We start from the raw sequence: 24375 nt of genomic DNA on the forward strand, positions 1-24375 counted from the left end.
TTGCCACATCCGGGCGCTACTGCCGCAGGCTGTCACGGCCAGTTGGGGACTAAAGTCATTCTGCCATCCTTCGGCGTCATGGCCTTGCTATAACCTTGCTATCAGCATGTACTTTCGGCACGTTAAGGCAATGAGTCCTGGCCAGTTCTGCCCGTCTTGGCCTTCAGTTCAGGAGACGTCGTGGGCGTGACGGCCACAGATTTTGCACAAATTCCGATGTCGTCCGATCTCGCCGCCACACTGGCGCGGGGAGCCGACTTCGCAGGCTCCAGCGGCGCGGCCGAGGTTTCGCTTGAGCATGTGCTCGCCGCCCTTTGCGACGATCCTGACGCCTCAGCCGTGCTGGACGCCAGCCAGATGGATGCGGAACGGCTGAAGGCAGATGTGGTCGAGCGCGTCCTGGCCAATACCGCGCCCGCCTCCGAACCGCACGATTCCCTTGGCGTATCGAAAGACGTCCGCCGCATATTGGAAGCGGCCGCAGCTGCTGCGCGTGGAAGCCGCCGCCGCGACATCAACGGCGCCATCGTGCTCGCGGCCATCGTGGGTGACGGCCAAAGCCTGGCAGCACAAATTCTCGAAGCGCACGGATTGACGTTCGACAACGCCATCCGCGCCCTGCAAGCCGCACTCGCCGCACCGCGCGAAGCACCGGCTCCAGCACCCGCGCCACCGCCTGCCCAGCAACAGCCGCAGCCGCATCAGCAGCAGCCCGTCGCGGACGATGTGCTGGCCCGCGCCCGCGAACGCGTGCAATCGCGTTCAGCGCCATCGTTGCGCGATATCATGAACGATATGCCGCGGCCCGCGCCCCCGACTCCGCAATATCCGGCTCCCCCGGCCGAAGCACACCCCGGGCCGATGCCAGATTTCGGCGAGCCGCAACCCTCGCTCGACACCGGCCTCACGGCTGACCCTCGGCTCGGAGCCGATCCATATGCGCCGGCTGGCAGCCACGGTTCAGCTCCGGCGTCACCGGCCTCCTCGGATCCGGGCCCGCACTTCGGCGGCGAAGGCGAACCGCAACAGCGCCGCGAGCCGAGTTTCGGCGACCGCGACCTGAGCGCGCCAAGTTTTGGCCAGCCGTCAGGGCCGCAGGCACCTGAACCATCGCTGCGCAATCCATCCGCGCCCGAGCCATCATTGCCGGTTCCACCTCGCCCCCAGCACGGACCAGCCCCAGCGCCTGAGCAGCATTCCTATCCCGCTGGCCCGGCCGCGCCTGAGGCGAGCCCCGCGCCGCCTTCGGAGATTTTCTCAGGGCTGCCGCCGCGGCCTCAGCCTTCGCGCGTCCTGCCGCCGCCGATCCCGCCCGGCGCACCGATCGGAGCCCCCCTTGGTTCGCCAATGGGTCCGCCGCTGGGAGCGCCGGCGCCAAGCGGCCCGGCCGGCCCACGCATGCGCGGTCCCGTGCCGCCCAATGCGCCGATGGGTCCTGCGACGCCGCTGAATGCGCCTCTTGGGCCACCGCTCGGCATGCCCGGCCAACGACCCAATCCTGGTCCGGGCCCCGCGCAAGCTCCGGGCCTCGGACACGATACCTCATTCCGCTCGGGTCCGCCGATGGGCGCGCCGCCACAGCAGCGGCCTGCGCCCGACGGCAAGCCGCGCCGCAAGGTCAAAGGCGCGAAAGGTCCCGCCGTCGAAGCCGGACAGCTCGCGGAAAACATTCCCCGCACGATGCGCGTGGGTAAAACTTCGCGGGCCGAAATCCGCATTGCCAAGGCCTCCGTAAAAGCCCTGACCGAAGGGCTCGATGGCGATGGCAATGTCTGGCAGCACTCGGTCGCCGTCACGAAAGCGATGTCGGTTCGGCTTCGCGCTCCTGAAGGCGGCTTCTTCATCGAGTCAGCCTCGCCCGAAACGCAATGGATCGAGAGCAATCTCGGCTACGCAAGCGATGACTTCGCGAGCTGGCGCTTTCTGATCACGCCGCAGTCGCGCGGCTGGTCGAGCTTGCAGATCATCGTCTCAGCGCGAACGGTCGGTGCCGATGGCGTTGCCGCCGAAACGGCGCTGCCCGATCAACTTATCGAGGTAAAGGTTCGCACCAACGTCGCGCAAATGCTGAAGCGGGTCGCCGGCTGGACGATTTCCGCCATCATCGGCGGCGCGCTCGCAACATTTGGCGGCGCGGCGTCAGGGCTGATGCAGAAATTTCTGAACTGACGAGAGCGGCGAAGGCCTTAGCCGCCGTGCGATTCGAGAAGCTGCGCAATCGTCCCGCGCAGCTCTTCGAACCCGAGCCCTTTTTCCGATGACGTCGCGATGATGGAGGGATAAGCGGCTGGACGCTTCGCGAGCGCCTTCAGCGTGCGCTCCTTCACCTTCTCCAATTCCGTCGGCTTGATCTTATCCGCCTTCGTCAGAACGGCCTGATAGGAGACGGCCGCGCCATCGAGAAGATCGAGGATTTCATCGTCGGGCGGCTTCAATCCATGGCGCGCGTCGATCAGAACGAAAACTCGGAGAAGCGTTCGTCGTCCGGCGAGATACGCGCGGATGACCTTGTTCCAGGCGGCAACCTTGTCCTTCGGCGCTTCCGCAAATCCGTATCCCGGCATATCGACGAGAAACAGGTCGGCTTCGGGCTCCGTGAAGAAGTTGAGCTCCTGCGTGCGCCCCGGCGTATTCGACGCCCGCGCCAGCCGCAGCTGTCCGACGAGCGCGTTGATGAGGCTCGATTTGCCGACGTTTGAACGCCCCGCAAACGCGATCTCCGGCCTGTCGTCTGGCGGCAGATGATCGAGGTCGGGCGTGCCGCGCGCAAACGTCCAGGCGCGCGTGAAGAGGCGCCGGCCTTTTTCGATTTGGTCAGCCGATAAGGCCTGAACCTCAGTCATGAATGGTATCCGGTGAAGGGCGGCCCCGAAGAGAGCCGCCCGCCTAACTCATTTGCCTGAGCCGCTGCTCGGCTTGAAGAGGCGCATCAATGGAGCAAACGTCCGTTTGATGTTGTCGAGCAGGTGAAACTCGGCGCCGTTCTTCTTGTTGATCAGCATCTGCTGCGCAATCGACAGCGTATTGCTCCATGCCCAGTAGATCACGAGACCAGCCGGGAAGCTCGCCAGCAGGAAGGTGAACATCACCGGCATCCACTGGAAGATCTGCTGCTGGATCGGATCCGGCTGCGGCGGGTTGAGCTGCATCTGGATCCACATCGTGATGCCCATGATGATCGGCCAGATGCCGATGTGCAGGAACTCCGGCGGCGCGAACGGCAACAGCCCGAACAGGTTGAAGAGCGACGTCGGATCCGGTGCGGACAGATCCTGGATCCAGCCGAAGAACGGCGCGTGGCGCATGTCGATCGTGACGAACAGCACCTTGTAGAGCGCGAAGAACACCGGGATCTGCAAGAGGATCGGCCAGCAGCCCGCGAGCGGATTGATCTTCTCCTTGCGGTAAAGCTCGAAGATCTCTTTCTGCTGCCGCTGCGGATCGTCCTTATGCAGTTCCTTGATGCGCTGCATCTCGGGCTGCATCTTCTTCATGCGGGCCATGCTCTCATACTGCCGGTTGGCGAGCGGGAAGAACGCCGCCTTCACGAGCACGGTCAGGATGAGAATGGTGACGCCGAAATTGTGAACGATGCCGTTGATGAACTCCATCAACTGGAAGAGCGGGCGGGTGATGAAGTAGAACCAGCCCCAATCGATCATGCGGTCGAAGCGCAGAATGTGCAGCGCATTCTCGTACCCGTCGATCAGAGAAGCCTTCTTGGCGCCGGCGAAGAGATGCGATTCCGTTCCCTTCCGCATTCCGGGCTGCACGGTGATCGCGCCGCGCAGGAAATCGGTCTGGAACGCATCCTTACCGCCAGGATCACGGGCCGGAAGCGCCGAGTATGTGGCGCGATATGGCACCGTTTGATCCGGAACGAGCGCAGTCGCCCAGTATTTATCCGTGACGCCCAGCCAGCCGCCGATGACGTTGTCGAACGTCGTCGGCACGCCGTTCTTCAAGGCGTTGGCGAAGGTGAATTCCTGCAGGCCGTGATCGCCGGAAACGCCGACGAGGCCCTCGTGCAGAACCGAGAAAACCATGGACGGCGGATGACCGCTGCGATGGACGCGCGCGTAGGGCATCAACGTCACTTCGCCGCCGGTCTTGTTCTCGAACTCGTCGACGACTTTGAACATGTAGTCCTTGTCGACCGACATGGTGCGATGGAAGACGATGCCCTGGCCGTTGTCCCACATCAGGCTGACCGGGGTTTCAGGCGTGAGCGTCGAACCGCCGACGACCGTCCAGTTGCTGTCCCGATCCGGAACCTTCACCGCGGAACCCGCCTGCGGCACCCAGCCGAATTCAGCGAAATAGGGATCCGCCGTGCCAGCTGGCGACAGAAGCGTGACCATCGGGCTGTTGGGATCGAGCGTCTCGCGATATTTCGTCAGCACAAGATTGTCGATGCGCCCGCTCTTCAGATCGATCGAGCCTTCGAGCGACGGCGTCGAGATCTGGATGCGCGGCGATTCTTTCAAAATCTCTTCCCGCGTGAGCGGCTTGGCGGGCGGCGGCGAGACCGTGCCGGGAACTGTCGCAGACGGAGGCGCGACCGGCGCGTTGGCGACGTTAGGCGGAACCTCCGACGTAGAAGTGCCCCGGTTCTGAGCCTCGAGTTCCTTGCTGTATTCCTGGCGCGCCTGCTCGTGCTGGATTTGTGGACGGGCAAAGAAGTACTGCCATCCCATCAGCACCAGGACCGATAGCACCACGGCGAGCATTAAATTGGTCTGGTCTTTGGGATCGTTCGGAGAGCTCATCAAATCCTCGAGGGCGCGGCGCCACTGGCAGGGGCCTCATTCAGGCCGAAGCGATGGCGGAAACTGGTCATAAAAGGAAGGGGACACCCAGTCACGCTGAACCTTTTTTGTCAGGTCTGGCGGGCCGGCTACGGTGCAGCGCCGACATGGCTTGGCCAATGTCGCCAAGAATGAGGGCATAGGGCCGGTCTAGAGCGGCGTGGCGGGCCACCACGACATAGTCGCAGGCACCGAGCTGTCTTTGCTTGAGATCCGCCGCAAACGCCGCCTTAAGGCGGCGGCGAATACGGTTACGCGTGACCGCGTTACCGATCTTTTTCGTAATCGTGAAGCCAAAACGCGGACCATCGCCCGCCCGCTTTGCATCTGCGGGGCGTTCGCGCATTTCGATCAGAAATGCCGGCGTGGATGATCGCCGGCCGCCGCGCACAGCAAGAAATTCTGAGCGCGCCTTGAGCGTGGGCAGGATGGGAATGACAGCCTCCAAAGCCGCAAAGCGACAGCGGGGGCCTTCGCGCTAGACCTGACTAGGCCGAAAGACGCTTGCGGCCCTTCGAACGACGGCGAGCCAGAACTCTCTGACCACCGGTCGTCAGCATACGCTTGCGAAATCCGTGGCGGCGCTTGCGAACAAGGCGGCTCGGTTGATATGTGCGCTTCACGGAACTCTCCGTCCAAGTCTCTTGAGGCCGTCCAACGAGGACCGGCATATTGCTTACTTATCCGAGACTTACCAATACACATCGCTCCGGGCTCAAGACCCTGGCACAGTGCAGATATCTCGGGAATTCGCGCCCTTATAGTCGCGCCCATGTGGCAAGTCAACGAGGCGTGAGCAACCCGCCCCCTAGCAAGACGCGCCTTCGATGAGAACAGCCTCTCGGCAGGGGATAGCGGCCGATAACGGCCACAAAAAGCACCGCCCGCATATTAAACTACATCAATATCACGTTGAAACGACGCGCGGGGGCGCTCGGCGGCCCTGGCGAGCCTGATCCCACTCCCATTTCCGGAACGCGCTCAATGCCCAAGGACAAGGCCGTAGACACGCCCCAGGCCCAGACCATCGAAACGGACTTCTGCGTCATCGGCGCTGGCGCCGGCGGGCTCGCATTGGCCATGGCCGCGACCGCCTTTGGCCAACGCGTGGTCCTGATCGAAAAAAATAAAATGGGCGGCGACAGCCTCAACTACGGAGGCATTCCGGCCAAAGCCCTGCTCGCTGCGGCCAAACGCGCCCACGCCATGCGAACCGCATCATCATTTGGCATTCGAGGTGTCGAGCCGCTGATCGATCCGGTGGCCGTTCACCATTACATCACCGACACCGTTGCCGAGGTCTCCCAGAATGCTTCGGTCGAGCGTCTCTCGGGTCTCAACATCCGCGTCATCACGGCCGCAGCCAAGTTCATCGGTCGCTCGACGGTTGCAGCGGGCGATTATCGGGTCACCGCGCGCCGCTTTGTGATTGCCACCGGCTCATCACCCGTGATCCCCGCCATTCCCGGGCTTGCGGATGTTCCCTTTTTCACGACGCAGACGATCTTCGAGAACAGGACGCTTATTCCCCACCTGATCGTCATCGGAGCGGGATCCGCCGGCCTCGAGTTCGCCCAAGCCTATCGCCGCCTCGGCTCGCGCGTGACCGTGCTCGACGTGGGCCAAGCCTTGAGCGGCGAGGATCCCGAACTCGCCGTCGTGCTCCTCACGCGGCTTGCCCGCGAAGGCATCGCGATCCGCGAAGGCGTGCAGATCAAAGGCATCTCAGGCGGTCCTGGGAAAATCGCCGTCGAGCTACAGACGGGTGATGACTCGGAGATTCTCGAAGGCACGGCGCTCCTCGTGGCCGCGGGGCGCAAAGCCAACATCGCCGACCTCGGCTTGGATGCGGCGAGCATACGCGTTGCGCAAAATGCCATCAAAGTTAACGGCGGATTGAGAACGACAAACTGGCGCGTCTACGCGATCGGCGGCGCGACCGGTGCCCCAAGTTGCGCGCACATCGCCAGCGAGCATGCGGGCGTCGTGTTGCGCAGATCGCTCTTCCGTTGGCCGTTCCGGACGAAGGGCGAGCACGCGCCGCGCGTCGTCTTTACCGACCCCGAACTCGCAACGATCGGCCTCAGCGAAACGGAAGCGCGCACCAGCTACGGCAGGATTTTCGTGCTCCGGTGGCCCTACCACGAGAACGACCGGGCCCAGATCGAACACGAGCCCGACGGGCACATCAAAGTCATCACCTCGAAGCACGGAAAAATTTTGGGCGCAGGCATCGTCGGAGCGGGCGCCGGCGAATTGATTCAGATGTGGTCGCTCGCCATATCTCAGGGCCTCAACATCAAGGCCATGACCGAATGGGTTTCACCCTATCCCACGCTTTCGGAGATCAATAAGAAAGCGGCATTTCGTTACTTTGCAACGGCTCCGAGCAGCCCATCTCTGCGCAAAGTGATCGCGTTCCTTGCCAAGCTCGGCTAATGATCTCCGCCCATGGAGAAGTTCGATCCGGTGCAACGCGCAATTACCAACGACGGCGCTCCCAAGACTGACGGCCTGAAGGCGAAGTCCTCCGTCGCCAGCGCGCCGTGGCACGCGGTAAAGCAGCTTTGGGAAAGCCGCAGTCTTCCGGCAAAGCTCATCATTTTGACGGCCGCATTCGTGCTGCTCGCTGAAGCTCTGATCTTTTTGCCCTCAATCGCAAGCTATCGCGTGACCTGGCTGCAGGAACGGCTGACGGCAGCGCAGCTTGCCGCTCTCACCTCCGATGCATTCCCCGGCGGACAGATCCCCTCCGCTCTGCGCGCCGACCTTCTCCGTACCGCACAAGTCCGGGCCATTGCTTCGCGCAGCCAAGGCGAGCGGCGCCTGGTGTTTCCGCCCGACGGTGATCTGACGATCGACTACGTCTATTATCTGCCGCCCGAGCCCGACACGTTTTGGGACGGCCTGACGACGCGTCTTGAGCAGGCCAAGGATGCCGTGGCGACGCTTATGTCGGCTGATCGCACCATTCGCGTTGTCGGCCACAGCGGCCCCGATCGCAACGACCTGATCGAGATTGTCATTCCCGAAGCGCCGCTCAAGGCGGCGATGATCCGCTACGGGATGAACATCCTGTGGCTGTCCATTATTCTATCGCTGCTGACGGCGGGCGTCGTTTATTTCGCGCTGAGCCGTCTCTTCGTGAAGCCGCTGACGCGCATCACGAGCAACATGCTGCGTTTCGCGGAAGATCCCGAGGACCAGAACCGCATCATGCCCGAGACTGGGCGCAGCGACGAGATCGGCGTGGCCGAACGCGAGCTCGCCAGCATGCAGCGCCAGCTCGCCAATTTGCTCACGCAGAAAAACCGCCTTGCGCAACTCGGCATGGCCGTCTCCAAAATCAACCATGACCTGCGCAACATGCTCGCCAACGCGCAGCTGATATCGGACCGGCTTGCCGATCTGCCCGACCCGACCGTTCAACGCTTTGTGCCCAAGCTCATCGCCTCACTCGACCGCGCGATCCAGTTCTGCAATTCGTCCCTGCAATTCGGCGGCGTTTCCGAAGCGGCCCCGCGCCGCGAATTGATGCAGCTGAAGCCGCTCGTCGAAGAGGTTGCCGACAGCCAGGGCCTGCCGCGCGAGGGCGCCGTCGCCTTCGTCATTGAAATGGACGCTCTTTTGCGGATCGACGCCGACCGCGAGCACCTCTTCCGCGCCTTGAGCAACCTCATCCGCAACGCCGCGCAGGCGATCGAAAGTGTTGAAGGTAAAACCGACGGCGAGATCCGCGTCGCCGCCCATCGCGAAGGCCGCAAGGTAGTCGTCGATGTGATGGATAATGGCGCCGGCGTTCCGCAAAAAGCGCGAGAAAACCTGTTCAAGGCCTTCCACGGCTCGACGAAGAAGGGCGGCACGGGGCTCGGCCTCGTCATCGCGGCGGAGCTTGTACAGGCCCACGGCGGCTCGCTGACGCTGGTCGAGAGCAAAGCAGGTGCCCATTTCCGAATCGAGCTGCCCGACCGCCCCGTGAATTGATTTCTGCCGGGCTTGTGCTGCCGCCCGTCAGACAGAAGGCCGCAACCCTCTGCGCGCCCTCCAGATTCGAGATCTCCGCGCCACTTGCAGGGAGCGCGGCGTCTCGTCCCTCACACTCTTCTTCGAAGCACTTGCGCTCGGCTGCGTGACCCACTAGAGAGGGTGCTTCGCCGCCCGGCCACGACGCCGGCGGGGCTTCAGCCCCAGCGGTGGACAAAGCGCCGGTAGCTCAGTTGGATAGAGCACCAGACTACGAATCTGGGGGTCGTGGGTTCGAATCCTTCCCGGCGCGCCACATCCAAAAAAACTCGATTGATTCAGCCGCGGGAGCGGCACCAGACCGGACGAAGATGAGAACTCTTCGTCAAGGCCCGATCTGCGATTAGCCTCCGAGGTCCTGTCGCGGTGCCGGCATTCCGCGCCTCAGCGGACACGGCATCGACGTCATCCGAACGATGCTTCTGACCCGAACGAATATCGGCCGATAGAGTGTCTGAGACATCGCCGAGTGAGGCCCGGGGGTTTGCTATCGCGCATCGAGCTTTCGACGGACCGCCTCAAGCTCTTCCATGCGCGCTTTGACTTCGGGCCAGCGTAGCGCGCTGAGCCGCGCGATCATCGCCTCAAGTAGAGCGGAGATGGGTGCAAACGAATCCCAGTTCGAATTGACGGCGATCCTCAATGCGAACACGTGCTCCGCAACCGCCGACAACGGCGACAGCCATTCGTCCGTAAACAAAATGATCTTCGCCCCACGCTTTGCGTCTGCCGCCAAGACGTCTTTCGTCAAGGGCGAGCGCAGGCGCGCTTCGAACTCAAACCAGCTTCAGCAGGCGGCTTTACGCGCGCTTTGACGGCTAGGTCCGGGGCAGCACTCGTATGCGAGTTGGGCCTACTCACGAGGGGTGAGAATTCTCATCCGTCGCCTGTCCCGGACGCTGCGCGGAGTTCTCGTGCATCCGCGAGCCCCACGAGCCAATTGCAGTTGCCAAGCAGCAACAAACGGCTTGGCGTTCCTGCACCACTGAACTAAATGACGCTTCGTTCGTTTTCTGAACAAAGATCGATTCAAATCTGTTTTAATATACTCATGCTGCACAGGCTCATTCGCTATCTGGTGACCTCAACAGTCCTGCTGACCATGGCGGTCGCGGGCCTGCCGGTCTTCGTTTGCGTGAGCCAAGCGCACGGGGCGATGATCGAGTTCGGTGGAACGCACCTCGATAAGAACGAGGCGAATGCCAGCCACCACACATTATTTGTTCACGTCGAAGATTCAGCTCAATTTGTTCACGTCGAAGATTCAGCTCACTCCGACCCCTGCGTCGACTTCCGCCTGGAACGCGGGACGATCGTCCAGGAAAGCCGCAGCCATCAGCAGTCCTCGAACTTCGACGCGATAGACAGCACGCCGCCTTACGCTGTCACCCTGCCGTCGCGTTTAGAATCCGGGACTACCGGCTTCGTCTATCAGGCAGCCCCGCCAGACATTTCCCCTACACTGCGCGAGCGTCGAACCATCGTTCTTCGGATTTAGAGCCTGCATTCAGTGCGCCCCGCCGATGTGCGGGACGGCCGCTGGATTGCTCAATCCGATAGAACAATGATGGAGAATAAGAATGACGCGCGCCGCCGCGAGGCATGGCGCTGGTGAGCCCGTTTGGCTTAGCGGCCGAAAGACACCAGCACAGCAAGACTTCAATTTCGTTTGTTCACGCCCCAAGGGCCGTAGCCACTCGACCAAGAAACTCACCTTGGCTCTGGCACTCGGCTTGTGGCCGCTGCTGGCGGCGCCCGGCGTCAGCGCCTCGATCGGCACCTCACCGGAACCGGAGCGTCCTGGCCTGCGAACCGCGAACATGATCCTCGCCGACGCTCACACGTACCGGCATTGTCACAACCTCTCCCGGCGCACGTATTGCCACAGGGAGGGCAGGTTGCCTCAGAACTGGCCGCCCAATTCGAATACGCCCCACCGGGGTAAATCGAAGAAGGCGCCATGCTCCAGAGGCGCGCCTGGCTGCTCGCTCGACAAAAGATTCGAGCAAGGCTGAAGCACGGGCAAGCTGTGCGAAGCGGAGAACAGGCGAGCCTTGGACATCCCATCCGGCTCTGCGAACTCCGGCCGTCCAGCTTAGCCCCTCCTCATCAGCGCCAGGCCGGTTCGATGCCGTTCTCAGCGCGTCTGCAAGTGGACCACTCACCATGAAGCGACTTCGTCTCATCGCCGGCGGAATGAGCGCGGGCATCCTGATCGGCGCGCTGTCACTGTACGCGATGATGCGCGTCACTGACCACGGCCACGACCATGACCATAAGGCCGGGATCGAGCACACGGAGTCCGATGCCGGACACGAACACCAGCACGAGCATCCTGACGGTGCCTCAGGCCATACGCACGGTAAGAATGAAGCAAACGGCCACCACGCCGGCGAGGGCGAACACGCACACGATCACCACGGCGGGCACGGCGAAGACGAGGAGGAGCATGAAGGCAAGGTCGCATTAGGTCCCGCGCAAATCGCGGAAGCTGAAATCAGCGTCGCACCGGCCAATGCGGGGCTCATCAGAAAACGTCTTCGCGTTGCAGGCACCGTCATTCCGGATCGCAACCGCGTCGGACGCGTACCCGCCAAGGTGATCGGCACAGTAGCTGAGTTGAGAAAGCGGCTGGGCGACGAGGTAGCGGCCGGAGAGGTCATCGCCGTGCTCGATAGCCGCGAGGTCGCCGATGCCAAAAGCGAATACATCGCCGCGCTCGTCAACTATCGGCTTCAGGAAACGCTTCACGAGCGCGAGAAGACGCTTTGGGAGAAGCAGGTCTCCTCGGAGCAGCGCCTTCTTCGCATGCGGGCGACCTTCGAGGAAGCGACTGTCCGCCGGGACGTCGCGCGCCAAAAGCTCTCCGCCTTGGGCGTGAGCGACGAAGCTGTTGCCCGGCTCTCACAATCCGGCCAACCGCCAACAGGCCTCGAGCGCTATGAGATTAAAGCGCCGATGAGCGGCCGTATCGTCGAGCAATTGGTGGACGTCGGCACGCCGATGGGCGGCGAGGGTCAGGCTCACGAACTCTACGCAATCACCGATCTCTCGACCGTGTGGATCGAGCTGACCGTCTCGCCTCAGGACCTCCCGCAAATCGACACGGGCCAGTCTCTGACGATAGAGGCGAGCAACACCGGCGCCCGCGCGACGGGAACGATCATTTTCACCAGTCCGATGCTCAATCTCGATACCCGCTCGGCGCGCGTCATTGCCTCCGTTGAGAATCGCGAAGGCCTCTGGCGGCCAGGGACGTTCGTCACAGCCGAGATCGCCGTTTCAGAATCCGAAGCGCCCATCGTCGTTCCAAAAGCCGCAATCCAGAAAATCAAAGGCGAGGACCACGTGTTCGTGCGGACGGCCGAGGGCTTCGAAGCCCGGCCGGTGAAGGTGGGCCACGACGATGGAACGTCGGTTGCCATTGCGTCGGGTCTTGAAGGCGGCGAGCCGGTCGCAACAGCCAACACCTTCCTGCTCAAGGCCGAGCTCGGCAAAGCCGAAGCCGAGCATGTGCACTGAGACGAGGATCGCACAATGATCGCCAAGCTGCTCGCATTCTCGGTCCGTCAACGTTGGCTGGTCGTAATGCTGTCCGTCGCTGCGGCGGCGTACGGCATTTATTCACTGAAAAAGCTTCCCATCGATGCCGTACCCGACATCACCAACAATCAGGTTCAGATCAATACCTCTGCACCAGCGCTGGCGCCCCTCGATGTCGAACGGCAAATTACCTTTCCGATAGAAAACGCCCTCGCCGGAATCCCGGGCCTCGAATATACGCGCTCGCTGTCGCGCAACGGCTTCTCGCAAGTGACGGCTGTCTTCTCGGAAGCGATGAACATCTATCTCGCGCGCCAGCAGGTGAGCGAACGGCTACGCGAGGCGGAAAGAAATCTGCCCGACGGCGCAACGCCAAAACTCGGACCGATCTCCACAGGCCTCGGCGAGATCTACATGTGGACCGTGCGCTACGCGCCGGAGCCGCAAAAAACAGAAGCCGGCAAGCCCGGCTGGCAGCACGACGGCAGCTACGTCACCCCAGAGGGGCAACGGCTGACGACGGAGCTCGAGCGCGCCGCCTATCTGCGCACCGTGCAGGATTGGATCGTTCGCCCGCAGATGCTCTCGGTTCCGGGCGTCGCAGGTATTGACGCCATCGGCGGGTACGAGAAACAGTATGTCGTTCAGCCGGACCCCGCACTCCTCACAGCGCTCAATCTCTCATTCGCCGACGTGGCGCAGGCGCTCGAACAGAACAATGTCAATCGCGGCGCCGGTTACGTGGAGCGCAATGGCGAGGGCTTTGCGGTGCTCAGCACCGGCAGGCTCACCAATCCTGAGCAGATCGCCAATACCGTCGTCGCATCCCGCGATGGGAGCGCCGTCCGCATCAAGGACGTTGCAAAGGTGACGATCGGCGGTGAGATCCGAACCGGAAGCGCCAGCGAGAATGGCACCGAAGTTGTCGTCGGCACCGCCTTGATGCTCATCGGCGAAAACAGCCGCACCGTATCGGCGGCTGTCGATGCGAAATTACAAGAGATCAGACGCAGCCTGCCGCCGGGCATTGAAGCTCAAACCGTGCTCAACCGCACGCTCTTGGTCGACGCGACGGTAGCAACCGTCAGTAAGAACCTCGCGGAAGGCGCGCTGCTTGTCGTCTTCGTGCTTTTCCTGCTTCTCGGAAATTTCCGTGCTGCCCTCATAACGGCCCTAGTCATTCCGTTGGCGATGCTGCTCACGCTGACGGGTATGGTGCAATGGAAGATCAGCGCCAACCTGATGAGCCTCGGCGCGCTCGACTTTGGTCTCATCGTCGATGGCGCGGTGATCATCGCGGAGAACACGCTTCGGCGTATCGCCGAGCATCAGCGCAAACTTGGCCGCAAACTCGAGCTCCACGAACGGCTGCAAACCGTCAGCAAATCGGCCGACGAGATGATCAAGCCGACGGTTTACGGCCAAGCCATCATCATCCTCGTTTACGTTCCCCTGCTCACCTTTAGCGGGGTCGAAGGCAAAATGTTCGAGCCGATGGCGCTGACCGTCATCATCGCCCTGCTCGCCGCCTTCGTACTGTCGCTGACGTTCGTACCAGCGGCCATTGCCATCGTTCTGTCCGGCCGCGTGGAAGAGAGGGAAAATGCTCTCGTTCGATCTCTGAAACGCGTTTACGAACCGGCGCTGCAAAACGCGCTCACGCGGCCAATAGCATTTATTTCCGGTGCGGCGGCGTTGCTTGCATTAGCAGGCTTGCTATTCACCACGCTCGGACAGGAATTCATTCCCACGCTCGATGAAAAGAACGTGGCGATGCACGCCATCCGCATCCCAAGCACGTCGCTGTCACAAGCGCAGCAAATGCAGCTTGGATTGGAAAAGGCGATCAGCCGCCTTCCCGAGATCGCCTTCGTCTTCTCGAAAACGGGCACTGCCGAGGTCGCATCCGACCCTATGCCGCCCAACGTCTCGGACACCTTCATCATCCTGAAGCCGCAGGAGGAGTGGCCAGATCCGAGCCTCAGCAAGGACGCGCTCCTGAAGAAGATCCAGAGCGCCATTGAGAAGCAGCCGGGCAACAATCTCATTTTCTCGCAGCCGATCCAGATGCGCTTCAACGAGCTTTTGGAAGGAACGCGCGGCGATCTCGCGGTCAAAGTCTTCGGCGAGGACTTTGAACAGATGCTGACCGCAGCCAACCGGATTGCAAGCGCCTTGCGGAGCACGCCTGGCGCCACGGACATCAGCGTCGAGCAGGCCTCAGGCCTGCCCTTCCTCGAAATCAAGATCAATCAGGAAGAGATCGCGCGGCTCGGCTTGAGCAACTCGGCTGTGCAGGACGTCATCGGAGCCGCCGTCGGCGGCAGAGATGCTGGAGTGCTTTTCGAAGGCGACCGGCGCTATCCGATTGTCGTGCGGCTGCCGGATGATGTTCGAGGCGACATCGAGAAGCTGAAGCATCTCCCCGTTCCTCTGGCCCCGGACCGCACAGGTAAAGTGTCCTCGATCCTTCTGGAGCAGGTCGCCGAATTCGCATTCACCGAGGGCCCAAATCAGATCAGCCGCGAAAACGGTAAGCGGCGCGTCGTGGTGAACGCAAATGTCCGTGGCCGCGACATCGCCTCCGTAGTGGCGGAAGCACAAGCAAAGGTCGCGAACCAAGTGAAACTTCCGCCCGGCTATTACATCTCCTGGGGCGGGCAATTCCAAAACCTGCTGGCCGCACGCGATCGCATGATGATCGTGGTGCCCGCCTGCTTCTTCCTGATTTTCCTCCTGCTCTATTCCGCGCTTGGCTCGCCGCGCGACGCGTTGCTCGTGTTCACCGCCGTGCCCCTGGCGCTGACGGGAGGAGCGATCGCGCTCTGGCTGCGCGACATGCCGTTTTCCGTCTCAGCCGCAGTCGGATTCATTGCGCTGTCGGGCGTCGCCGTCCTCAACGGGCTCGTCATGATGACGAGCATCAATCAACTGATCGAAGCTGGAATGGAACGCCGGAAGGCAATATTCGCAGGCGCCGTCACGCGCCTTCGACCAGTTGTAATGACCGCGCTCGTCGCTTCGTTGGGATTTGTTCCGATGGCCCTTTCGACCGGAACAGGCGCCGAAGTCCAACGGCCGCTCGCCACAGTGGTGATAGGCGGATTGGTGAGCGCGACCCTGCTCACGCTGTTGGTCCTTCCGGCATTATGCGCAAAGTTCACTGGCGGCGAGGCAATCAAAAGATGAGCAGGCTACGCCAAGAATTTCAGCCCACTCGCGACCAAAACGTCCTTGACCGGCCTCCGCCAATATTATGCTATCGCAGGAAGAGCCTTAACTCCGTTAGGAGGTAGGGTCCCGGTCGAGCGTTCGGCCTCATTCCATCTTCCCAACATGGAAGCTCACTGTGGCGGATGCCGGCTGGAGAATTGGTGTGCTGTTTTCCCGCACAGGGGTCACCGCAGCGGCCGAAATCTCAGAAGCCAACGCCGTGCTCTTGGCGGCCGAAGAAATCAACGGCGCGGGAGGCATTCGCGGCCGGAAGATCGAGCCAATCATTTATGATCCGGCCTGCTCGATCAGCAAATATCGCGAAGGGGCGGTGAAGCTACTGGCTCAGGATGGCGTTCGTATCATCTTCGGCTGCTACACCTCCTTGCAGCGGAAAGCCGTTCTTCCCGAGGTCGAGGCCTATCGCGGCCTCCTCTTCTATCCGACATTCTATGAAGGCTACGAATACTCCGACCGCTGCTTCTATGGCGGAGCCTCGGCCAACCAGAATGCCGTCGCCCTGGCGCGCTATCTCATAGAAAATCATGGCAGAAGGTTTCTGCTCGTCGGCTCAAACTATGTCTTTCCATACGAGTACAATCGCGTCGTAAGCGATCTCGTCAACGGCGCGGGCGGCAGCGTGCTCGACGAGATCTATGTGCCGGTTGAACCCGAACAGCAGGACTTCGACAAGGTCATAAGGCAAATCGAGAAGCATCAGCCCGAAGTCATCGTTTCGACCGTCGTCGGCACCGGCTCGCAGCTTCTCTATGAAACCTACGCGAAGGCCGGGTTCGAAGCCGGCAAGATGCCGATTGCAAGCCTAACGATGACGGAAGCCGAGGTCGCGCTCATGCGGCCGGAAGTGATTGCGGGTCATCTGACGTCGGCATCTTTTTTCGAAACATTGAGCACTGAGAAAGCGCGCCGGTTCGTGGCAAGCTTCAAGAGACGCTTCGGCGATGACGCGCCGGTCACGGCCAGCGCCGAGGCAGCCTACTGCCAGGTCCACCTCTACGCGAAGGCGTTGGCCGCGGCCGGTCGCGACGACCCGGATTCAATCGCGCAACAGCTTTCAGGATTGGAGTTCGACGCGCCCCAGGGACGCATCCGCATCGATCCCGGCAATCATCATACGGAGCTTTGGTCGCGCATCGCGCGCATCGATGCGATGGGAAAGTTCAACATCATCTGGCAATCCGAAACGCGCATTCGGCCGGACCCCTACTTCGTAACGGCTGGCGAATGGCCCGCCTTCTCGCGCCAGCCAGATCACAAAACATAGATCGGGTCTCACAGTGGCAACGAGACTGATACGAGATCTGAAAGGCCTGCGCGTTCAGGTCCTGCACCCGCCGGATACGGACGGCATGAGGCTGATCGAACATCTTCGCCGCATCGGCTGCACCTGCGAAGCAACGTGGCCCCTGCCCGATGCGATCGATCCATCGGCGTCAGTCGTGATCGCGGCGATCGAACAGGAAAATCGAGACAAGATCCTTGATCTTTTTTTGCCTGTAGAATCGTCGGATCCCGCACTGCTCGCGGTCGTGTCCTTTGAGGATCCGAGCACGCTCCAGATTGTATTGGAGTGCGGCGCGCTTGGCGTCATCGAACGACCCATTCGCCCGTTCGGACTTTTGACGAACCTCGTCATCGCGCGATCCATCTGGCTTGACCGTCAAAACGCCAACAAGCGCATACGCAAACTCGAGCGGCGTCTGACTAGCAACAACCAGATCGCCAAAGCCAAAGCGATCCTGATGCAGACCCAAAGTCTCACCGAGGATGCCGCCTACGACAGCATTCGCAAGCGTGCGATGGCCAAGCGCATTCCGATGGACGAACTCGCAAGCGCGATCATCAACGCACATGAACTCTTGACGTCGAGGCCAAGCGACGAATAGTAGTTAGTTCAGAATTTCTCGCTCAATGACGAGCAATATCATCTTCGATATGTGACAGTGCCGTCACGTATCCTCCGGCTAGGAAAGCCCGCGCACTCCCCCACAACGGGAGTCTGCGGGCTTTTTTTGTTTTGCGCATGGGCAACGCCGGAGACGAGCAACAACGGATCGAAAAAGGGCTGAATGCATGCTTCGCATAGACCGCATCGTGGGGGATCGCGCCGATCCCGTTATGCACGAACGGCTGCACAAGCTGGAGCACCATGGCACAGTTGAAATCGTCAAGCTGCCCGTCACCGATCTCGATCGCCACAGGCTGCGCGCGCGAACGGACGGCGGCGAGGAAGTAGCGATCACGTTGCCGCGCGATGTGCATCTCTTCGACGGAGCAGTCCTTCACATCGACGACACGCGAGCCATCGTCGTACGCGCCGGCGAGCAACGCTGGATGCGATTAACGCCAAGTTCCATCGCGGACGCAAACGAGCTTGGCTATCACGCCGGCAACTTGCATTGGCGCGTGCGCTTCGAAGGCAACGACATTCTCGTCGCTCTCGATGGTCCAACGGACACCTACGTCTCGCGTATCCAGCACTTCATCAAGCACGGTCGAGCTTCCTGGACCGAGGAAGGCGAATGACGGCCAGGGCTCAAATGCTTCTCGCCCTTCAGCACGCCGATAGCCAGTTTCCCTCGGGCGGTTTTGCTTTCTCCCAAGGCCTCGAAGCTTCGTCGCAGCTCGAAAGCCGGCTCGGCAAATTCGATCTCGAAAACTTTGTGCAAGGCCAGATCGCCCATCGCTGGGCGGAAGCCGACCGCATTGCAGTGACGCGCGCGCACAGATGCAAGGATGATCTGACGGCGATCGCCGACTTGGATGCAGAAGTCGAAGCATCGACATTCAGCGACCTGCTGCGGACTGGCTCACGCCGCAACGGCATTGGCCTTCTCACATCCCATGCGCGCCTCGGCATAGCAGGCGCCGAACGCTACCGCATGATGGTGAAAGCGCATTCGGCCCACGGCCACCTTGCCGTGGTTCAAGGAATGCTGTGGCACGCACTCGGCCTCGACGAGGCAACGGCAGTGCTCATGAGCGGCTACCAAGCCGCCGCCTCCTTGACCACGGCTGCGGTGCGGCTCGGCCTCGTCGGAGCGATCGAAGCCCAAGCCGTGCTCGGCCGCGCGCTCGCTGTCGTCGACGACTTCGCCGGCCGTCTCGTCGAAAACGACGAGCCAATAAGGTCGTTCGTTCCGCTTGCCGAGATCGCGGTCGCGACTCATGGCGCGAGCGGACAACGTCTCTTCTCAAATTGAAGACGAGGATCTGGAACGCATGCTTCTTACGCCCACCGAGCTCGAGCGGCTCACAATCTTTACGGCCGCGGAACTTGCCCGCAAAAGGCGCGCGAAAGGCCTTCTTCTTAATTATCCGGAAGCGGTCGCGCTGATCTCCGACGAAATACTCGAAGGCGCACGAGAGGGCCGGTCCGTCGCCGAAATGATGTCGCTCGGCTCGCAAATCCTGACGCAAAGCGATGTTATGCCAGGCGTGGCCGCAATGCTGCCGATGTTGCAGGTGGAAGCAACGTTCCGCGACGGCACCAAGCTCGTCACTGTTCACGATCCGCTGCGGCCAGCCGCGGAGTTCGAAACGACCGACGAGATCCATCCCGGCGAAATCATCGCCGAGGAGGGCGAGATCGAACTCAATGAAGGCCGCCGCAAGGCGACGATAAAAGTCGTCAACACGGGCGACCGTCCCGTTCAGATCGGCTCGCACTACCATTTTTTCGAAGTCAATCGCGCGCTGGAATTCGATCGCGACGCCGCATTCGGCATGCGCCTCGACATCGCAGCGGGCACCGCTGTTCGCTTCGAACCGGGCCAGGACAAGCTCGTGACGCTCACGGAATTTGGCGGCAACCGCCACTTGTCGGGCCTCAACGCTCTGTCGGACGGACCAGCAGACGATCCGCAAACAAAAGCCAAGGCCATCGCTCGCGCGCGCGAGGGCGGCTTCCGCGGCAGCTGATCAAAGGGAGAATACCGTTGGCAATTCTATCTCGCGCTGCCTATGCCGCCATGTATGGGCCAACCACTGGCGACGGCGTCCGGCTCGGCGATACCTCGCTGGTCGCGGTCGTCGAAAAAGACCATGCCGTCTATGGCGACGAATGCCTGCACGGCGGCGGCAAAACCTTGCGTGATGGTGCCGGGCTCGCGGCCGGTGTCACCAGCAAGGAAGGCGCGCTCGATTTTCTGCTGTGCAATGTCACGGTGATCGATGCCGTCGTCGGCATCGTAAAAGGCGACCTCGGCATCAAGGACGGCAAGATCGTCGGTATCGGCAAGGCTGGCAATCCCGATGTCATGGCCGGTGTCGATCCGCGCCTCATCGTATCGCAGGCGACCACGGTACGCGATTGCGAAGGCATGATCGCCACCGCTGGCGCCATCGATGTCCACGTCCACTTCGACAGCGCGCAACTTTGCGAACACGCGATCGCATCGGGCATTACCACCATGCTGGGCGGCTCGCTGGGACCCATCACCGTTGGCATCGACTGTGGCGGCCCCTTCAACGTCGGCAAGATGCTGCAGGCCGCCGAGGAATGGCCGATCAACTTCGGCTTCCTCGGTCGCGGAAACTCGCACAAGCCCGCATCCTTGGTGGAGCAGATCGAAACAGGTTGCCTGGGCCTCAAGCTGCACGAGGACTGGGGCAGCATGCCCGCCGCCATCGACATGTGCTTGACGGTCGCCGATCAGATGGACTTCCCCGTCCAGATCCACACCGACACGTTGAACGAGTCGGGCTTCCTGGAAGATACGCTGGCGGCCATCGGCGGCCGCACCATTCACATGTATCACACCGAAGGCGCAGGCGGCGGCCACGCGCCTGACGTCATCCGCGTTGCGGGCGTTCCTTGGTGCCTGCCCTCGTCGACCAATCCGACCAATCCATATACGGTCAACACGTTCGACGAACATCTCGACATGACGATGGTTTGTCATCACTTGAACCCGTCGATCCCCGAAGACGTCGCCTTCGCAGAAAGCCGGATCCGCGCTCAGACCATCGCGGCCGAAGACATTTTGCACGACATCGGCGCAATCTCGATGCTGGGCTCCGACAGCCAGGGCATGGGACGCATCAACGAAGTCGTCTGCCGCACGTGGCAACTCGCCGACAAAATGAAGTCTCAGCGCGGCAGGCTTCCCGAAGAGACGACCAAGTTCGGCGACAACGAGCGTATCAAGCGATACATCGCCAAATACACCATCAATGCCGCGCGCACGTTCGGCATTGCCGACCACGTCGGCTCGTTGGAAGACGGCAAGATGGCCGACATCGTCGTCTGGCATCCGGCCTTCTTCGGCATCAAGCCTGAACTCGTCATCAAGGGCGGCTTCATCGCCTGGGGCGCCATGGGCGATAGCGCCGCTTCGCTCATGACGTGCGAACCCCGCATGCTGCGCCCGCAATGGGGCGCGTTCGGCCGCGCAAGCAAGGCGCTGTCAGCCTGCTTCGTCAATCCGGTGGCAATTGAACGTGGTCTCTCGGTGTCGCTTGACCTGAAAAAGCCATTACTCCCGGCCCAAGGCACCCGAGCACTCTCGAAGAAAGACATGGTGCGCAACGACGCGTGCCCCAACATTCGCGTCGATCCGCAAACCTTCGACGTCTTCGTCGATGGTGAATTGGCCACCTGTGAACCCGCGAGCGAACTCCCGCTTGCGCAACGCTACATGTTGAGATGACGCCATGAACACAAAGCCCTCTTTCGAGGAAGTGCAGATCTCGCGCGTTGGCGCAGCGCGCGTCGGCATCGGCGGACCGGTCGGATCGGGGAAAACGGCGCTCATCGAACGCCTCATCCCCGCGTTCGCCGAACGCGGCATATCGCTGGCGATCGTGACGAACGACCTGGTGACGGCGGAAGATGCTAACCGCATCCGGCGTTCGGGCCTCATTGATCCCAACCGCGTTGCCGCGGTTGAAGCCGGTGCCTGCCCTCACACGGTTATTCGCGAGGACCCAACTCTCAACATCGCAGCCGCCGATGACCTTGAAGCGCAGTTTCCCGATGTCGAGCTGATCCTCATCGAAAGCGGCGGCGACAATCTCGCCTCAACTTTCTCGCTCGACCTCGTCGACTGGTGGATCTTCGTCATCGACGTTGCGGGTGGCGACGACATCCCGCGCAAGAACGGACCGGGTGTGCTCAAATGCGATCTCCTCGTCATCAACAAGACCGATCTTGCGCCACATGTTGGCGTGGATCTCGCGCGCATGGAAGAAGAAGCAACGGCCGCCCGGAAAGGCAAACCGCTCGTATTGACGAACTGCAAGCAGCAGACAGGAATTGACGCCGTCGTCGATCGCATCTCTTCGGAAGTCTTGTTTCGATGAATGTGCATTGGGCGCGGAAAACTCCGGACGCTTCCGGCGATGGCGCACCTCGCATGGGCAGATTCGATCTGGAGTTACTGCGCCACGGCGCGCGCACGGTGATCGGCCGGCAGTTCGTGTCCTACCCGTTCCATATGACACGCCCATTCTCGCTTGACGCTGCTCTCCCGCATCTGATCACGGTCTACCAGCAATCATCCTCAGGCGGTCTCTATCGCGCCGAGCAGCTCCAAAGCCACTTGAGCGTAAGAGCCCGCGCCGCCGCTCACGTCACGACGCAAGCCGCCACGATTGTTCACGACTGCCATGGTCAGCCCGCGATGCAGTCTGCTGAAGTCGTCCTGGAGGATGAGGCCTTCCTCGCGCTCACCCCTGACACGCTGGTTCTGTTCCCCGGTGCGTCCTACGTCAGCGACTTGAACGTTCGCATGGGTCCGGGCTCGATCTTCTTCCTGGCCGAAGCCATCGCCCAGCATGATCCTAAGATCGCATCTCATCCATTCGACACGTACGTCTCAAACGTGATGGTCCGCGACGCGAACGGCAAGCGTCTGCTCAGCGATTGCCAGCGCATCACTGGCGAGGCCTTGGCATCGGCGGCCTCGCCTATTGGCAAGTGGAGCGTCGTTTCGAACTTCATGCTTCTGGGCGCTCCCTCACGTTTGCCGCGACGAGCCGAACTCAACGAAATCCTATCATCCGTCGCTAACGCGGTCGCAGGCGCGAGCGAGCTTCCCAATAATGCGGGCCTTGGCGTGCGCTGCCTCGCACAGGACGCCGTCGCCGCGCGCCAAGTTGCCGAGCAGCTATTCTCGGCATGCGTCCGCACGGCCCTCGGACATCAGCCCGCGCCAAGACGAAAATGATGAAGCGGCGTTCGCCCATTCAAAAACAGGAGACGTTATGATCAAAGCAAAAGGAATGATCCTTGCGCTGCCCGCGGCCATTCTCGCAGTGAGCGCAGGCACCGCAGAAGCCCACGTCGGGCACGGCTCGGCCATGGGCTTTACGACCGGCCTGCTGCATCCATTGTCAGGCATCGATCATCTTCTAGCAATGGTGATGGTCGGCGCATTCGCTGTGCAGCTTGGCGGTCGCGCGCTCTATTTGATCCCAGGAGCCTTCATTGCCGCGATGGTGCTCGGCGGCATTCTCGGCGCATCACAAGTTTCCATGGGCCCCGTGGAACTCGCGATTGCACTGTCCGTTTTCGCGCTCGGTTTGGCCGTCGCGTGCCGCATCAATCCGGCATTACCCGCAGCTGCGGCGATCGTAGCGTTCTTTGGCGTCTTCCATGGTCACGCGCACGGCACCGAAATGCCGGACATGGCCGCTGGCTTGGCTTACGGCGCAGGCTTCGTAGCATCGACCGCGTCACTTCATGCAGCGGGCCTCGCCATCGGCCGTTTGACCGGCGAGCTGAAAGGCCGCCTCGGCAATGCCGTTCTTCGCGCGATCGGCGCAGCCGTCACATTGGCCGGAGCAAGCCTGATCGCAGGCGCCGTCTGAGAGTATAAAAAAGCCGGGTGATCACGAAGGACGGGCCTCGTGATCACCCGGCTGCGCCTTCTCGGAAAGAAAGGCGGCTTATCTCAGCTTGCTGAGGCTCGTGTCGAACGACAGGCTCATCATGTAGCGATCGCCGCAAGAGCCGCGCTGGCCGATGAACGCGGCACACTCGCTGCCTGAGAGATCGGCGCCCGTGTAGCGAAGATCGAGCGTCATCGACTTGTACGTAAAGCCGACGCCCGCATTCCAGAACGTGTAGTCGGGCGCGAAGTCGTCGCTCACCCACTGCCGCCCAAGTTCAGCCGATACATACGTGCCGATGTCGCGCGGCAGGCCGAAGTCCGGCAACGCCAAACGGCCGAAAACCGACGAATGCGTACCGTCGATTCCGTTGTAGCCGATGAACGAGCTCGTCCAGTAAACGTTCGCGCCGATGGTCAGGTCCTCGCTGAACGCGTATTTCGCGATGCCGTAGATCTTCCAGAAGTCGAGTTGATGGCCCGGGTCCTCGCCCAGGTAATCCATGTAAACATAACCGCCGTCGAGCGAGAGCTTGCCGAAGCTGTGGCGCACACCGCCGTAGTAGTCGAACTCCGCATACGGATTGGTGCCTTGGAAATCGACGTTCGACGTCCAGATGCCGGCATAAATCCCGTTGCTGAAGTTGACCTCGGCATAGCTTTGGATCGCCGGGCGCCCGCGCGTCTGCGAGACACTGCGCAAATTGTATTCGCTCGCAATCTTGGTGCCGAACAAGATGTCGAACGCCAGTGGAGCGGGAGCGGGATCGAACTCGCCCGCCAGAGCAGGCATTGCGGCACTCATGGCGAAGGCGCCAGCCAACAGCGACAGCTTTATTGAAGACATACTCTCTATTCCCCCTGGGTTCTGAACGACCATCGTTCAAGATGAAGTTGCCGCCGGCCGGGACAGGCGCCGTTTTCAGGCTGCTGCG

The 24375-nt window shown here is 61.5% G+C and carries 21 protein-coding genes and 1 tRNA gene; 16 read left to right on the forward strand and 6 right to left on the reverse strand.

The window, feature by feature from the left end; translation table 11 throughout:
- The first annotated feature begins 186 nt into the window (after positions 1–186).
- Entirely contained in the window at positions 187–2169 is a 1983-nt protein-coding gene (locus tag VFG26_RS00205) for a Clp protease N-terminal domain-containing protein (protein WP_325020997.1), read from the forward strand.
- A 17-nt stretch (positions 2170–2186) separates the two neighbouring features.
- On the opposite strand, the gene yihA is transcribed toward VFG26_RS00205, so the two are convergent.
- The 4 genes from yihA to rpmH all read right to left on the reverse strand — a co-directional run bounded on the left by yihA (position 2187) and on the right by rpmH (position 5431).
- On the reverse strand, positions 2187–2843 hold the full coding sequence (gene yihA, locus VFG26_RS00210; protein WP_325021000.1) for a ribosome biogenesis GTP-binding protein YihA/YsxC: 657 nt from the start codon (positions 2841–2843) through the stop codon (positions 2187–2189).
- 48 nt (positions 2844–2891) lie between these two features.
- Positions 2892–4769 (reverse strand): membrane protein insertase YidC, encoded by a 1878-nt coding sequence (yidC, locus tag VFG26_RS00215; RefSeq protein WP_325021002.1) that lies wholly within the window; start codon positions 4767–4769, stop codon positions 2892–2894.
- A 91-nt stretch (positions 4770–4860) separates the two neighbouring features.
- Positions 4861–5256 carry a ribonuclease P protein component gene (gene rnpA, locus VFG26_RS00220; RefSeq protein ID WP_325021004.1) on the reverse strand — a complete coding sequence of 132 codons (396 nt, stop codon included), beginning with the start codon at positions 5254–5256 and terminating at the stop codon, positions 4861–4863.
- 40 nt (positions 5257–5296) lie between these two features.
- A complete protein-coding gene (gene rpmH / locus VFG26_RS00225; RefSeq protein ID WP_045834540.1) occupies positions 5297–5431 on the reverse strand; it encodes a 50S ribosomal protein L34 in 135 nt (44 codons plus the stop codon).
- 361 nt (positions 5432–5792) lie between these two features.
- On the opposite strand from rpmH, the gene VFG26_RS00230 reads away from it, so the two are divergent.
- The 3 genes from VFG26_RS00230 (at position 5793) to VFG26_RS00240 (ending at position 9087) form a co-directional block, all read left to right on the forward strand.
- Positions 5793–7247: a dihydrolipoyl dehydrogenase family protein gene (locus VFG26_RS00230; RefSeq protein ID WP_325021007.1), complete on the forward strand. Its 1455-nt coding sequence runs from the start codon at positions 5793–5795 to the stop codon at positions 7245–7247.
- Between the two features lie 30 nt (positions 7248–7277).
- Entirely contained in the window at positions 7278–8792 is a 1515-nt protein-coding gene (locus VFG26_RS00235; protein ID WP_325021009.1) for a HAMP domain-containing sensor histidine kinase, read from the forward strand.
- 218 nt (positions 8793–9010) lie between these two features.
- Positions 9011–9087: transfer RNA gene (locus tag VFG26_RS00240), tRNA-Arg, on the forward strand.
- Positions 9088–9318: 231 nt separating this feature from the next.
- Here VFG26_RS00240 and VFG26_RS00245 read toward each other — a convergent pair.
- Positions 9319–9582 carry an SIS domain-containing protein gene (locus VFG26_RS00245; protein WP_325021011.1) on the reverse strand — a complete coding sequence of 88 codons (264 nt, stop codon included), beginning with the start codon at positions 9580–9582 and terminating at the stop codon, positions 9319–9321.
- Between the two features lie 300 nt (positions 9583–9882).
- Here VFG26_RS00245 and VFG26_RS00250 point away from each other — a divergent pair, with 300 nt between their 5' ends.
- From VFG26_RS00250 to VFG26_RS00305, 12 genes are all read left to right on the forward strand, one after another.
- Positions 9883–10329, forward strand: coding sequence for a hypothetical protein (locus VFG26_RS00250; protein ID WP_325021013.1), 447 nt, complete (start codon positions 9883–9885; stop codon positions 10327–10329).
- Positions 10330–10997: 668 nt separating this feature from the next.
- On the forward strand, positions 10998–12353 hold the full coding sequence (locus VFG26_RS00255) for an efflux RND transporter periplasmic adaptor subunit (RefSeq protein WP_325021015.1): 1356 nt from the start codon (positions 10998–11000) through the stop codon (positions 12351–12353).
- A 15-nt stretch (positions 12354–12368) separates the two neighbouring features.
- Entirely contained in the window at positions 12369–15563 is a 3195-nt protein-coding gene (locus VFG26_RS00260; protein WP_325021017.1) for a CusA/CzcA family heavy metal efflux RND transporter, read from the forward strand.
- Positions 15564–15750: 187 nt separating this feature from the next.
- Positions 15751–16872, forward strand: coding sequence for a transporter substrate-binding domain-containing protein (locus tag VFG26_RS00265; RefSeq protein WP_325021019.1), 1122 nt, complete (start codon positions 15751–15753; stop codon positions 16870–16872).
- A 13-nt stretch (positions 16873–16885) separates the two neighbouring features.
- Positions 16886–17494 carry an ANTAR domain-containing response regulator gene (locus VFG26_RS00270; RefSeq protein ID WP_325021021.1) on the forward strand — a complete coding sequence of 203 codons (609 nt, stop codon included), beginning with the start codon at positions 16886–16888 and terminating at the stop codon, positions 17492–17494.
- A 187-nt stretch (positions 17495–17681) separates the two neighbouring features.
- Complete coding sequence (ureE, locus tag VFG26_RS00275; RefSeq protein WP_325021023.1) at positions 17682–18134, forward strand: urease accessory protein UreE; 453 nt, start codon at positions 17682–17684, stop codon at positions 18132–18134.
- Positions 18131–18811 (forward strand): urease accessory protein UreF, encoded by a 681-nt coding sequence (locus VFG26_RS00280; protein ID WP_325021025.1) that lies wholly within the window; start codon positions 18131–18133, stop codon positions 18809–18811. Before ureE ends, VFG26_RS00280 begins: the two co-directional genes overlap by 4 nt.
- Before the next feature lie 19 nt (positions 18812–18830).
- Complete coding sequence (ureB, locus tag VFG26_RS00285; RefSeq protein ID WP_325021026.1) at positions 18831–19529, forward strand: urease subunit beta; 699 nt, start codon at positions 18831–18833, stop codon at positions 19527–19529.
- Between the two features lie 17 nt (positions 19530–19546).
- Positions 19547–21259, forward strand: a complete 1713-nt coding sequence (gene ureC, locus VFG26_RS00290; protein WP_325021028.1) for an urease subunit alpha — start codon at positions 19547–19549, stop codon at positions 21257–21259.
- 4 nt (positions 21260–21263) lie between these two features.
- The gene (gene ureG, locus VFG26_RS00295; protein ID WP_325021029.1) at positions 21264–21911 is read left to right on the forward strand and encodes an urease accessory protein UreG; all 648 of its coding nucleotides are present in this window, start codon (positions 21264–21266) and stop codon (positions 21909–21911) included.
- Positions 21912–21964: 53 nt separating this feature from the next.
- Positions 21965–22777, forward strand: coding sequence for an urease accessory protein UreD (locus VFG26_RS00300; RefSeq protein ID WP_325021031.1), 813 nt, complete (start codon positions 21965–21967; stop codon positions 22775–22777).
- A 37-nt stretch (positions 22778–22814) separates the two neighbouring features.
- Positions 22815–23420: a HupE/UreJ family protein gene (locus VFG26_RS00305; protein ID WP_325021033.1), complete on the forward strand. Its 606-nt coding sequence runs from the start codon at positions 22815–22817 to the stop codon at positions 23418–23420.
- Positions 23421–23498: 78 nt separating this feature from the next.
- Here VFG26_RS00305 and VFG26_RS00310 read toward each other — a convergent pair whose 3' ends face one another.
- Positions 23499–24287 carry a TorF family putative porin gene (locus tag VFG26_RS00310; protein WP_325021035.1) on the reverse strand — a complete coding sequence of 263 codons (789 nt, stop codon included), beginning with the start codon at positions 24285–24287 and terminating at the stop codon, positions 23499–23501.
- Positions 24288–24375: the final 88 nt, after the last annotated feature.

Source organism: Hyphomicrobium sp. (assembly GCF_035687085.1).
Taxonomy (GTDB): Bacteria; Pseudomonadota; Alphaproteobacteria; order Rhizobiales; family Hyphomicrobiaceae; genus Hyphomicrobium_B.

What these genes read in the sequence shown, in the direction of transcription:
- yihA (WP_325021000.1), bottom strand. Translation starts at nt 2,843, where the DNA reads ATGACTGAGGTTCAGGCCTTATCGGCTGACCAAATCGAAAAAGGCCGG.
- yidC (WP_325021002.1), bottom strand. Translation starts at nt 4,769, where the DNA reads ATGAGCTCTCCGAACGATCCCAAAGACCAGACCAATTTAATGCTCGCC.
- VFG26_RS00230 (WP_325021007.1), top strand. Translation starts at nt 5,793, where the DNA reads ATGCCCAAGGACAAGGCCGTAGACACGCCCCAGGCCCAGACCATCGAA.
- VFG26_RS00250 (WP_325021013.1), top strand. Translation starts at nt 9,883, where the DNA reads ATGCTGCACAGGCTCATTCGCTATCTGGTGACCTCAACAGTCCTGCTG.
- VFG26_RS00255 (WP_325021015.1), top strand. Translation starts at nt 10,998, where the DNA reads ATGAAGCGACTTCGTCTCATCGCCGGCGGAATGAGCGCGGGCATCCTG.
- VFG26_RS00260 (WP_325021017.1), top strand. Translation starts at nt 12,369, where the DNA reads ATGATCGCCAAGCTGCTCGCATTCTCGGTCCGTCAACGTTGGCTGGTC.
- ureE (WP_325021023.1), top strand. Translation starts at nt 17,682, where the DNA reads ATGCTTCGCATAGACCGCATCGTGGGGGATCGCGCCGATCCCGTTATG.
- VFG26_RS00280 (WP_325021025.1), top strand. Translation starts at nt 18,131, where the DNA reads ATGACGGCCAGGGCTCAAATGCTTCTCGCCCTTCAGCACGCCGATAGC.
- ureB (WP_325021026.1), top strand. Translation starts at nt 18,831, where the DNA reads ATGCTTCTTACGCCCACCGAGCTCGAGCGGCTCACAATCTTTACGGCC.
- ureG (WP_325021029.1), top strand. Translation starts at nt 21,264, where the DNA reads ATGAACACAAAGCCCTCTTTCGAGGAAGTGCAGATCTCGCGCGTTGGC.
- VFG26_RS00300 (WP_325021031.1), top strand. Translation starts at nt 21,965, where the DNA reads ATGGGCAGATTCGATCTGGAGTTACTGCGCCACGGCGCGCGCACGGTG.
- VFG26_RS00305 (WP_325021033.1), top strand. Translation starts at nt 22,815, where the DNA reads ATGATCAAAGCAAAAGGAATGATCCTTGCGCTGCCCGCGGCCATTCTC.
- VFG26_RS00310 (WP_325021035.1), bottom strand. Translation starts at nt 24,287, where the DNA reads ATGTCTTCAATAAAGCTGTCGCTGTTGGCTGGCGCCTTCGCCATGAGT.